Below are 11,811 nucleotides of genomic sequence, written 5' to 3'. Positions count from 1 at the left end.
GGCCGAGCCTCATTTGAGGCTCGGCCCACTTTGATTTCAGGGGGTGGTCCAGGCGGCACCATCCGGAAAGGAAAACTCTGCAATCGACTCTGGTTTCATCGTGATGCTGTAACCGGGTGCTTTGGGAGGGACATAGTGGCCGTTCCGCATCTCGACAGGATCCACGAAATGCTCGTGCAAGTGTCCGGCAAATTCACAGAGACGGTTCTCGAGCGAACCACTGACGCAGATGTAGTCGATCATCGCCAGGTGCTGAACGTATTCACAGAGCCCTACACCGCCAGCATGGGGACAGACAGGAACGTTAAACTTGGCCGCGAGCAGCAGAACGGCGAGCACCTCGTTGACTCCACCAAGCCGGCAACTATCGATCTGGCAAACTCCGATGGCGCCGGACTGGAGGAACTGCTTGAAGAGAATCCGGTTCGCACAGTGTTCGCCGGTCGCGACCTGAATCGGAGCCACCGCTTTGGCGATCGTTAGATGGCCCAGAACGTCATCAGGGCTGGTCGGTTCTTCGATGAACCATGGTTTGAACTCGGCCAGCGACTTCATCCATTCAATCGCTTGGGGCACCTCCCAGACCTGATTCGCATCAACCATCAGTCGGCGTTCCCAACCAATCTCTTCGCGAATAATCCGGCATCGGCGGATGTCGTCGTTCAGGTCGCGTCCCACCTTGATTTTAAAGACGTTCCACCCTTGAGCGAGGCAGTCGCGGCACAAACGGCGCAGCTTGTCATCGTCATACCCCAGCCATCCTGCTGAGGTGGTATAGGCGGGATATCCTTCCCGCTGCAGTTGCGCAATTCGCGCCGACTTGGTGGGTGCGATCCGCGAGAGAATCTGAAGGGCCTCACCGGGACTGAGGACGTCGGTGAGATATCGGAAATCGATGCACGCGACGAACTGCTCAGGCGTCAGATCGGCGACCAGTTGCCACAACGGTTTGCCTTCCGTCTTGGCCCAGAGATCCCAGACGGCGTTGACCACGGCCGCTGTCGCCAGATGGATGACCCCCTTGTCCGGACCGACCCACCTCAACTGGCTGTCTCCGGTGATATGACGCCAGAAGCCCGCCATGTCTGACGTAAACGATTCCAGAGTCCGGCCCACAACGAGCGGCGCCAGCGCCTCAATCGCAGCGACACAAAGTTCATTCCCCCGACCAATCGTAAAGGTCATACCATGCCCTGCGGCGTGGTCGGCCCGATCCGTCTCCAGCACGACATAAGCGGCCGAGTAGTCTGGATCGGGATTCATCGCGTCCGATCCATCGAGCATTCGAGATGTCGGAAAGCGGATGTCAGATGCCGTCAGTCGCGTGATCGTCGTGGGCATGAGTTGAAGTATCTTTATCTGGGGGAACCTTGCACAGATATTTGCGTGGAATGGTATCGCGAGTGCCCGGACCGTTCCACTTCCCGAAATGTGCAAATACCAATCTGCACCAGGCCCATGACTCGCCGGCGGAGGTCGTACGTCGTTGACCGGGGGAACCAGAACTGATACGATTTCAAAGGTTAGTGATAATTACGGCGAACCATTTTCCGTCTCCATTGTCTGCCCTGTACCATGACACCATTTTCGTTCCTGCTACTGGGCCTGCTAGCTCGCTGAGATGCGAGGTTCAGGGAACGTCTGGTCGCACGATATGCACATGTTCACCCTGAGACCTCGTGGTCTCAGGGTTTTTTGTTTTTACAACCCCGCTTCACGCTGGATCGTCACAGGGTGGAGTGGTCAACTGACGTTTGTCCCGACGATTGCCCCTGGTCCTGAATAACCTCGAACCGACACGGAACAACGATCGAGCATCAATCAACCGATTGATGTTGTCACCTTTCACTTTTCATTGTGAAACACACCATGCCTGATCATGTAATCATCTTTGACACGACCCTTCGCGATGGCGAGCAATCCCCCGGTTGCAGCATGACGACCCCTGAGAAACTCAAGGTGGCAGAAGCACTCGTGGAACTGGGTGTCGATGTCATCGAGGCAGGGTTCCCCATCACTTCCCCGGGCGACTTTGAATCCGTTCGTGCCATCGGGCAGAAGTTCGGCGACCGTGCCACGATCTGCGGGTTGGCTCGCTGTCGACGCCTGGATATCGAGCGGGCTGCAGAAGCGTTGAAGGGAATCGCAAAACCGCGCATTCACGTCTTTCTCGCGACAAGTCCCATCCATCGCGAATTCAAGTTGAAGATGGCCGAGCGTGAGATCGTCAAAACCGCGGTCGAACACGTGAAGCTGGCGAAGTCGTTCTTTGAGGACATCGAATTCTCGCCCGAGGATGCCGCTCGGACAGAACTCGATTTCCTGGCCGAAGTCGTCGAAAAGGCGATCGAGGCGGGTGCGACCACGGTGAACATTCCCGACACTGTTGGATATGCGACTCCAACACACTATTTCAAGGTCATTTCTCATCTGAAGCAGCATGTCTCCAACATCGACAAAGCAGTGATCAGCACTCACTGCCATAACGATCTGGGACTGGCTGTCGCCAATAGCCTCGCCGCAGTCGAAGCAGGGGCCCGGCAGGTGGAATGTACGATTAACGGATTAGGCGAGCGGGCAGGGAATGCCGCGCTTGAGGAAATCGTCATGGCCTTGAAAACGCGCAAAGACTATTACGGAGTCGAAACGCGTATTAACACACCAAAGCTGTGTGGTGCCAGTCGCCTGGTTTCGAGTATCACCGGGATGCTCGTTCAACGAAACAAGGCGATCGTGGGCCAGAACGCCTTTGCACATGAAGCCGGGATCCATCAGGACGGCATCCTGAAAGAACGCAGCACGTACGAGATCATGCGGGCAGAGGATGTCGGCTATGTCGGCGCGAACCTTGTTCTCGGCAAGCACAGTGGCCGGGCCGCGATCCGCTCACGCGTGATTGAACTGGGCTACCAACTCGACGAAGCTCAGATCGAGACCGTCTACAAAGACTTCATCGCCCTGGCTGACAAGAAAAAGGACATCTATGACGCGGATATCGTGGCACTGATCGATAACAGGTTGACCGTCACGACGGATCGCTGGGAACTCGTTCGCTTTCACATCGCCGCCGGGACGGGAACGATTCCCACGGCGACCGTCGAATTACGAGATCTGGCGTCAACCAAACCAGCGGGTCTCGATGGAGTCGACGAATCGACTACGACACCCAAGACCCACAAGGATGCCTCGATCGGTGACGGGCCTGTGGACGCCGTCTGCAAGGCCATGGAACGAATCGTCGGCATCAACGCGGAATTGAAAGACTATCAGGTGCGAGCAGTCTCCGGGGGCGAAGACGCCCAAGGGGAAGCTTCCGTCGCGATCGTTTATCACGGTCGCCGTTATCACGGCAAGGCCGTCAGTACAGACGTCATTGAAGCCAGTGCTCTGGCTTATTTGAAGGCATTGAACAAGGTCCTCCGCGACTGTCCAACGGAGAAAGCATTGCCAGGGGTCTGAGTTCACATCCGGTTGACAAATGACAACAAAAACCAGGCGCGGGGGAGACGTTTCCCATCGCGCCTGGTTCTACGTACGGCTAACTCAATCCCGATCTGCTGATCGGAGTGACCTCGCGATGGAGCGACAAAGGGGAAGACGTGCAGCGACTTCTCAACTCACCGTTGCTGCGGGACGAGCGGAACGAAGACCACGCCGAATCAGCCATTCGTGCATCAGGAACAGTAACGACGACAGCGCAATGGCAATCAGTGGAATCGTTTCCAATCCTGGTTTTCTCGCCGCGATTCCCGCAGCTCCGGGAAAGAGAGCAACCCCCAGCATGGCTGCACTGACCTGAAATCCGATGGCATGTGCTGCCTTGGTCGCGCCGAGACGCTGAGGTGTCCTTGCCATCAGGCAGGGAAAGACGCAGGCAAGTCCCAGTCCCGTGAGCAGGACACCAGCCAGCCCGACACCGACAGGAGACCGGACGGTCAGCATCAAAGTTCCGCAAAACGTAATTACGAGCGAGCACCGCACCATCCGGTCCAACCCGATTCGATCGGCGACCATTCCCAGCACGACTCGTCCCACGCCAATCGCACCGAAGTACGCCCCTGCGAACATTCCCGCTGTCTTCGCAGGCACATTTCGTGATTCTGTGAGGATCGTGTAGCACCACTGACCGACGGTGAATTCCAGGCCGGTATACAGGAAGAACACCACAATACTCAGTTGGACGAGCGGGTCGCGGAGTGTTCCCAGCAGTCCCACGGGTTTCGCTGTAGGGTCGCTGTCTGTCGTGGCGGGCTGTTGCCACCACTGGCGCGTCGCAAGAAAAAGACAACTCATCAGCAGCAGGACCACCGCCACCAGCACGTAGCCCGTTCGCCACGATCCCCGATTGACGATCATGGCCGTCATCAGCAACGGACCGACGGTTGCCCCGACGCTGTAACACGCGTGCAACCAGTTGACGTGGCGCGTTGAGAAGTAGGTCGAGGCATAGCTGTTCAGGGCACTATCGATTCCTCCGGACCCCAGCCCCCAGATCACCGCACATGCAACGAACAAAGACCAGACAGGAGCCGAAGCAAAACCGAACATGGCGACGCAGACGAGCAGGCTGCTTCCGGTGAGAAGTGTTCCCACTCCCCATCGTGACATCAAGCCTCCACCGAGAAAGCTGGAAGTGCAGTACCCGCATCCCAAAGCGATGAACACCAGCCCGAAGTGATCTTGCGGCAGAGAGAATGAATTACGGACAGACGGCCAGGCGACTCCCGCCACCGTGTCCGGAAGCCCAAGACTGATAAACCCCAAATAGGCAATCAGCAGCAGGAGAGTCTTGCGCCACGCAGTCGCCGGGGGAGGTTGAGTAGCCGATTCGATGACTTCGCTCATTACTTGGTGTCGACCTGTATGCCGTCGAGTTTTAACGCTGCGACCGCTTTCTGTGAGAGATACGTCCCAAGCCATTCCGCGAGACGTTCGTAGACATCGTCAGGAATGGTATGCCCCTGACCATGATTGAGCAGGCCGAGACGGGGAGAATCTGAGAATAATCGATAGACCGGCAGTGCGGCACCGATCAGCGGCCAGCTTCGGTCTCCATCGGCGGCTCCAGGCCCAGTCTCACCCCCCAGCACCAGGAACGCGCGCGGGGCGATGAGAGCCACCAGCTCATGGTGATTCCGGCCAAACGAGGCCTCTTGGATTTGCGGCCCCAAGTACCACGGTGCATCCCAGTTTGTGGACTTAAGAGCCATTCCTCCTTCGCTGGCAACTGCGGCCTTGATCCGCTCGTCAAACGCCGCCAGATACAGCACCTCTTTTGCACCAAGCGAATGTCCGACAGCCCCAATCCTCGTTCTGTCTACGTGCGGTTGAGCCTCCAGGATGTCGACGGCTCGACGTGCATCGAACAACATTTTGCGCATGCCCAGCGACTCGGGATGACGAGCACGGTATCTGTCGACGGCCGCCGTCAGACTCGGAGCGTCCTGCCACAAGAAACAGCGGGGACAGATGACGACGAACCCGCGCTGTGCCAGCTTCAGTCCTAACTTGCGGGAGTCGGGACCACTGACTCCTGCAATTTCGTCGATCGTATCCTGGGCTGTGTGATGCAGTGCCACGATGCCCGGAAGCAAGGTCCCCTCCGTCACGTGAGCAGGTCGCAGCAGATAGGCCTCGACGAACAGATTCGGTTCACATTCGTAGCGAATCAGGTCCCGAATGACACCCCCAACGGACTCACTTTTTAGCAGTTGCGTCGCTGTCCCCTCAGGTGTCTGCGGACTGGGTCCAAGAAAATCGTCCCAAGCCTCGATCAATTCCCGACGCCGCTCATGCCATTCATCCAGGTTATGGACCTCGCCACCGCTTTTACGCATCAGGAGGGGTTCCATGAACCCGACATCGAAACTGACCTCCCGTTGGGGACTTTTCTGAACCTCACCCAGCCAGCGGACATCCAGTTCACCGGCGTGCAGTGAGAGAGGCCTGACGAAAAGCAGAGCCATATGGCAGACAAGCGGAATGCGGACTCTCATTGTCACCTCAACTCTGTTTTAGTGGATCACAGCATCCCCAACCACGGCCCCAAAAAAACTGCGAAGTAGGGGAGGTCCAAAGCACATTCCAAAGTGCCAGGAAGCGGACGAAGAACGACCGGCGGTTAGCTCGAAGATCCGCTACCTGGCATAACTCCCGTCGAAGGGTCACGTCGCGACGAGCTCAGCTTTCAATCGTCGGAGTGGCAGGTCCCTTTCTCAGAGTGCTGTGTTTCATTCCGTAAAAGTAGTAAATCGCAAGCCCCAGTCCCATCCACGCGATCAGTCGCAGCCAGTTTGCTGCAGGGAGTGAAAACATCAACGTGAGACAAGCCCCGATGCCCAGCAGGGGAACAAGCGGAACCAAGGGACAACGGAACGGACGAGGCGCATCTGGGTTTGTGTACCGCATGACGAGAACGGCAGCGCAAACGATTACGAACGCGAATAATGTTCCGATATTTGTGAGGTGAAGAAGGGCATCGATGGGTAGAAACCCTGCCAGAAAAGCAACGAACACTCCGATCGCGATTGTGCTTTTCCAGGGAGTGCGAAAGGTGGGATGCACATCTGCGAAGAATGCTTTGGGAACAAGCCCATCTCGAGCCATTGCCAGAAAAACGCGTGGAGCGCTCAGCATCATCACCAAAAGAACTGACGTGATTCCCGCCACGCCGGCAGTCGCGATGATCACTTCGGCCCAAGGAATTCCCGCATTTTTGAATGCAGACGAAATTCCCGAGTCTTTGTCGATCTGGTCATATTTCACCATCCCTGTCAGTACAGCAACCACGGCGACGTACAGAATCGTGCAAATTAACAGCGACGCAATAATCGCGATGGGAACGTCACGTTGAGGGTTTCGGGCTTCCTCTGCGTGGGTCGATACAGAGTCAAAACCGATGTAAGCAAAAAAGATGATCGCAGCACCGGCCAACATTCCGACGGGCTCTTGTGCCGCGTTGGTTTCGCCAGCAACGTGATACCCGAAGATGTTCAAACCAGTCCAACCATAGGGAGCAAAGGGAGTCCAATTCTCCGGGTGAATGTAGAACGAGCCGACCAGGATCACAAAAACCACCGCAGCGACTTTAATAAAGACCATCAACGCGTTGAATCCCGCACTCTCGGAGATTCCCTTGACGAGGATGAATGTCATGATTGCAACAATCAGGACCGCAGGAAGATTGAAATACGATCCTGTCAGAACAAACTGGTCATTCTCAAAAACCACCGTCGCCCTGTTTAATGACGAGGGAAAGTGCAGTCCAGCTTTAGATATCACTGTCTGAAAATAGCCAGACCACCCGTTCGCGACGGTCGCGGCTCCCACCGCGTACTCCAGAACCAGATCCCAGCCAATGATCCAGGCGAAGAGCTCCCCCATCGTGATATAAGCGTAGGTGTAGGCACTGCCAGCGACCGGTGCCATCGAGGCGAACTCGGCGTAACAGAGGGCTGCAAAGATACAGGTCATGCCTGCCACGATGTACGAAATCATCAGGGCTGGTCCCGCCGTTTCACTGGCAGCTTTACCGGTCGCGACAAAGATTCCTGCACCGATCACCGCACCGACCCCCAGGGATGTCAGATTGACCGGCCCGAGGCACCGCTTCAGACGCTGATCCCCTTTCATGTCGACTAATAGCTCGTTCAGATCTTTGCGGGCAAACAGCTGACTCCAATTCATCGCGATTCCTTCGGATGGAAGTATGACGGTCGCAGAGATCGGGACCGACCGACTGAGCACGTTCGTTATCTGGACAAACGGTAACGCCCAGCAGGAGTCATTTTGAAGCTCCACGCATCGAAAATCTGACATCAGGGCTTCGGAAAGCCGCTGGTAGGGTCCTCGCAAATGGGCTTCCTGTTTCCTCGGCTTGCAATTATCTTGAACGCATCAGAAAATGCGAATGTTTAGCAAATCGATTCTGCGCAGCCAGGGGAATTCGGATGGCGATTCAATTACAGGGTTCCAACCACGGTACTGCCAGTTCCGGTTCAGTCGCAACAATTCCGCAATTCGCTCCTCCCCCCTCGGATCTGATTCAGATTGGCCGTTCCCGCCGATGGTTCCTGCAGACCGGAATGGCAGGTATCGGCGGATTATCACTTCCTGCCATGATGAACCTGCAAGCACAGTCCGCCCGTGCAGAAGGATCAGTCACGCCGCAGCGCAAGAAGTCTGTGATTCTCTTCTGGCTTTCCGGGGGGCCCAGCCATATCGATATGTGGGATCCCAAACCCAACGCCCCTCGCGAAATCCGCGGCCCCTATTCCACGATCTCTACGAAAATCCCTGGATTATCACTGTGTGAGCATTTACCGCTCCAGGCCAGTATCGCTGATAAGCTTTCCTTCCTCAGGGCCGTCGATTGCAAGACAAGCAATCACACGCCGATCACAATGCAGGCGGGGAATCCACTGGCCCGTCGAACCGACGACAACAAGGACGGTGGTGGCTACCCGTCAATGGGTTCCGTCGTGGCCAAGTTCCGAGGCTCAAATCATCCTGATCTGCCCCCGTTCGTAGGTCTGGCTCCATCCTGGGTTGCGGATGTCTGGGAATCGGGCCATATGGGATCTGCGTATAACCCGGTCAAAGGGCTCGAACTATCAGGCAAGTTTGGACTCCCCAAGGGCATTCAACTGGATCGCCTGCAGGACCGCGATCGATTGCGTCAATCGTTCGATCGGTTCCGTAAAGACTTGGATACCAATCGAACACTGGAACACATCGATCGCTACAACGCACAGGCATTCGAAATGGTGGCGAGTGGCCACGTTCAACGAGCGTTTGATCTGCAATCTGAAACTGACGCCACGCGTGACCTGTATGGCCGCAACAGTATCGGCGAAAAGGCAATCCTGGCCCGACGACTTGTCGAAGCTGGGGTGACCTTTACGCTGGTCAGCGGTGCATGGGGCTACTTCGATCATCACGGTGATTCGGTGAACTGGGGAGGGATCGAGAAAGGATTAACCCCGCTTCTGCCGCACGTCGACCGAGCACTCTATGGCCTGGTGATGGATCTCGAACAAAGGGGTTTGCTGGATTCGACGCTGATCCTGATGATGGGCGAGTTTGGTCGCGCTCCCGTCATCAATAAAGATGCCGGCCGCGACCATTGGACCAATGTGATGTCGATGGTCGTCGCTGGCGGCGGACTGAGGCATGGTCAGGCTGTCGGTGCCACGGATGACAAAGGTTACGATGTGAAAGAAGGGCTGGTCCGCCCTCAAGATCTCGCCGCGACCGTCTTCCGCTACCTGGACATTGATCTTGGGTCTCACTGGGTCAATCCTCAAGGTCGCCCGATTCCGATCGTCGTCGAAGGGGGACGACCAATTCCTGAATTGATCTGAATAACCGGGCTTCCACCTTTGGATTCCGGCTCGACTAAACCCGGATTGAACACGCCGGGCGGTGGGAACCTCATGAGGCCGTCGGCCCCTGCCAAATTTCCAAGAAGGGATTTTCCATCCCTCCCGATCCCAGCTTACAGTAACTCAGCTTGCGGGACCTCGGCTGGCCCCGATCTCGAGTCACCTAATCTTCGTGCTGTTGAAGGTTTGCTCTCAGGGAGCCAGATCGAGGCAGACCAGTTTTCCGGCTGCGTTTCTGCCGTAGACTTTTTTGTTCAGAAAGACTGGGACAGTCCAGCAGCGACCGGTCAGCATCGGTGACTGGGCGAGTTCTTCAAATCCCTCGGGGCTCGCCTTGGCCAAGATCAGCGTCCCGCTTTCACTCAAGATCAGCAGTTTGCCATCGACGATCATCAGCGAACCACACCCCATCCCTCGCTGCTTCCAGGCAACTTTTCCAGTATCAAACTTCATGCACGTCAATTGAACGACACGACCCAGGTTCGAATTGCCATCAAACCCGTAGAGATATCCGTCGAGCAGGATGCTGTTGTTGAAGTGGTTCCGCATCTCTTTATTGGTATAGATTTCCTTGAGTGTGGAGCTTTCCGCGTCCCACTCAAACAGGCCGCACCCAACGTTGTAGGCGGTCGAGATTGAGATCAGATCGCCCTGGATGATGGGAGTCGTCGCGTTCGTGCGAAACGGAGAGGACCACGACTTGAAGGCGACCGCTTTGCCCGTCATCAGCTCGGTAATCCGTAAGCCCGCACAGTCCAGCGTCGCAACCAGAGGTGTCTCGGTATCACGACGAAAGATCGCCGCAGACCCATATCCCGCTTCGTGAGGTTTCGTCTCCCAGTTTTTCGCGCCCGTAATCTTGTCATAGGAAACGACGCGACCTCCCTCAAGAATGACCTGGTTCCCTTCGATCACGGCAGAACTTGAAAAGCCCCACTCAGGATTGGGAACCTTCAGATCATCCTGCAGCATCACGCTCCAGTGAACTTCACCGGATTTCAGATTGAGGCAATAGAGCTGGCCTGATTTTCCAAGGGTATAGACGCGCTCGCCGTCAATCGTCGGTGTCGCACCGGGTCCCCCTTCGTGAAGGTTGTTATTGAGTTCGCACGGATAGCGATGCGTCCACAGCTCTTCGCCGGTATTTGCATCCAGGCACCACACGATCTCTTCACCCTCGACATGCCCCATCGTAAGCAGACGCCCCTGAGCGATAGAAACCGAACTGAAGCCAATTCCAATCTCACGCGACCAGTTAACCGGCAATCCCTCATCGGGCCACTCTGTTTTCCAACCCGTCTCGTGGGAAATTCCGTCCCGATTTGGGCCCATCCAGTTCGGCCATGACGGCTGAATCTCGGACTCAGCGTTCAACACCGCGGGTGCCAGAAACGAGACAGAGATCAATGCGCAAAGGGCCAGCCTCGAATAGAACATGCAACTACTTTTCCTGTATGACAAGTTAATCACTTCCGTGTTTGAGGAACGCCCCAGGATGATTCAAAGGGCGAAAGTCGAATGCCGATTCCCGAAATGACTGACGAGCTCGATCCGACACCGGCCCACATCGCAAAGCATGAACCATGCATAGAATCAGGCGTGGGGCGAACAGTATCGACCGATCCGTACAACGAAGCAAACGAACTGCAGGTTGGCTTCGCATTCAACGTGAGAACGGCCGTGATCATGCTTAAAAAGCTTGAAGGGCCCCGCTCAGTTTGGCACGAGTGGGTCTTTCGTCTTGAGAATGCCAGAAGTCAGTTGAGTCAGCGAGAATTTCTGCCTCCCTTGTTCGTCGAAATTAATCGGGTCGAGCCATGTGAGGAACGCCTTCTGAAGGTCAGGCCATTCGGAATCGATCGCGGCAAACCACGCAGTATCGCGGTTTCGTCCTTTCAAGACGGCCGCCTGACGAAAGGTCCCTTCGTAAGACAGCCCCAACCGTTGCGCAGCACGGCGGGAAGGGCCATTCATCGAATGACATTTCCATTCGTAGCGTCGATATCCCAGTTCAAACGCATACTTCATCATCTGGTACATCGCATCGGTGGCAGTGGGCCTCCCCTGGAGCAAGGGAGAGAAATTCAGATGGCCCACTTCGATTGACCCGTGGCTGGGATCAATCCGCAGATAACTGCAGACACCGACCGCCTTCTCCGTCTGCTGATCGATAATTGCGAAATAGAGTGGGTCCGCTGTCGATGCGGACTGTGTCAACCAGAGGATGTATTCGTCATAGGTTGGAAAGGGGCCGTATGGCAGATACGTCCAGTTTCGCCCCTCAGCATCGAGTGAATTTGCCTGGTACAGATCACCCCCGTGCTTCGCTGAATCCAGCGGTTCCAAGCGGCTGAACCGGCCCTGTATGGCGACTCGCTGGGGCAGGGGGCGGGGACACCAGTGGGGGACCTCGTCTCCTACGGGCTGT

At 56.2% G+C, this 11,811-nt stretch carries 8 protein-coding genes; 2 read left to right on the top strand and 6 right to left on the bottom strand.

Annotated elements, in window-relative coordinates:
* Nucleotides 1-36: 36 nt before the first annotated feature.
* Nucleotides 37-1,341 carry an L-fuconate dehydratase gene (locus tag VGE80_RS04515; RefSeq protein ID WP_373653038.1) on the bottom strand — a complete coding sequence of 435 codons (1,305 nt, stop codon included), beginning with the start codon at nucleotides 1,339-1,341 and terminating at the stop codon, nucleotides 37-39.
* A 528-nt stretch (nucleotides 1,342-1,869) separates the two neighbouring features.
* Between VGE80_RS04515 and VGE80_RS04510 the strand changes: the two genes are divergently transcribed.
* Nucleotides 1,870-3,459, top strand: coding sequence for a 2-isopropylmalate synthase (locus VGE80_RS04510; protein ID WP_373653039.1), 1,590 nt, complete (start codon nucleotides 1,870-1,872; stop codon nucleotides 3,457-3,459).
* Between the two features lie 153 nt (nucleotides 3,460-3,612).
* On the opposite strand, the gene VGE80_RS04505 is transcribed toward VGE80_RS04510, so the two are convergent.
* The 3 genes from VGE80_RS04505 to VGE80_RS04495 all read right to left on the bottom strand — a co-directional run bounded on the left by VGE80_RS04505 (nucleotide 3,613) and on the right by VGE80_RS04495 (nucleotide 7,686).
* Nucleotides 3,613-4,845 carry an MFS transporter gene (locus VGE80_RS04505; RefSeq protein ID WP_440591820.1) on the bottom strand — a complete coding sequence of 411 codons (1,233 nt, stop codon included), beginning with the start codon at nucleotides 4,843-4,845 and terminating at the stop codon, nucleotides 3,613-3,615.
* Nucleotides 4,845-5,996 (bottom strand): dienelactone hydrolase family protein, encoded by a 1,152-nt coding sequence (locus VGE80_RS04500; protein ID WP_440591819.1) that lies wholly within the window; start codon nucleotides 5,994-5,996, stop codon nucleotides 4,845-4,847. Before VGE80_RS04500 ends, VGE80_RS04505 begins: the two co-directional genes overlap by 1 nt.
* Nucleotides 5,997-6,180: 184 nt before the next feature.
* The gene (locus VGE80_RS04495; protein WP_373653042.1) at nucleotides 6,181-7,686 is read right to left on the bottom strand and encodes an amino acid permease; all 1,506 of its coding nucleotides are present in this window, start codon (nucleotides 7,684-7,686) and stop codon (nucleotides 6,181-6,183) included.
* A gap of 263 nt (nucleotides 7,687-7,949) precedes the next feature.
* On the opposite strand from VGE80_RS04495, the gene VGE80_RS04490 reads away from it, so the two are divergent.
* Entirely contained in the window at nucleotides 7,950-9,362 is a 1,413-nt protein-coding gene (locus tag VGE80_RS04490) for a DUF1501 domain-containing protein (protein ID WP_373653043.1), read from the top strand.
* Between the two features lie 213 nt (nucleotides 9,363-9,575).
* Here the strand turns inward: VGE80_RS04490 and VGE80_RS04485 are convergent, their stop codons facing one another.
* Both VGE80_RS04485 and VGE80_RS04480 read right to left on the bottom strand, forming a co-directional pair.
* Nucleotides 9,576-10,820 carry a PQQ-binding-like beta-propeller repeat protein gene (locus tag VGE80_RS04485; protein WP_440591818.1) on the bottom strand — a complete coding sequence of 415 codons (1,245 nt, stop codon included), beginning with the start codon at nucleotides 10,818-10,820 and terminating at the stop codon, nucleotides 9,576-9,578.
* A gap of 276 nt (nucleotides 10,821-11,096) precedes the next feature.
* The coding region (locus VGE80_RS04480; RefSeq protein WP_440591817.1) for a GNAT family N-acetyltransferase at nucleotides 11,097-11,811 on the bottom strand (715 nt) is incomplete at its 5' end.

The sequence above is a fragment of the Schlesneria sp. genome (assembly GCF_036405755.1).
GTDB lineage: Bacteria > Planctomycetota > Planctomycetia > Planctomycetales > Planctomycetaceae > Schlesneria > Schlesneria sphaerica.
The sequence above is the reverse complement of the archived record's forward strand: the minus strand, read 5'-3'. Positions and strand labels throughout refer to the sequence as shown.

Coding starts and splice junctions, on each gene's coding strand:
- VGE80_RS04500 (WP_440591819.1), bottom strand. CDS start 5,996: ATGAGAGTCCGCATTCCGCTTGTCTGCCATATGGCTCTGCTTTTCGTC.
- VGE80_RS04510 (WP_373653039.1), top strand. CDS start 1,870: ATGCCTGATCATGTAATCATCTTTGACACGACCCTTCGCGATGGCGAG.
- VGE80_RS04485 (WP_440591818.1), bottom strand. CDS start 10,820: ATGTTCTATTCGAGGCTGGCCCTTTGCGCATTGATCTCTGTCTCGTTT.
- VGE80_RS04490 (WP_373653043.1), top strand. CDS start 7,950: ATGGCGATTCAATTACAGGGTTCCAACCACGGTACTGCCAGTTCCGGT.
- VGE80_RS04495 (WP_373653042.1), bottom strand. CDS start 7,686: ATGAATTGGAGTCAGCTGTTTGCCCGCAAAGATCTGAACGAGCTATTA.
- VGE80_RS04505 (WP_440591820.1), bottom strand. CDS start 4,845: ATGAGCGAAGTCATCGAATCGGCTACTCAACCTCCCCCGGCGACTGCG.
- VGE80_RS04515 (WP_373653038.1), bottom strand. CDS start 1,341: ATGCCCACGACGATCACGCGACTGACGGCATCTGACATCCGCTTTCCG.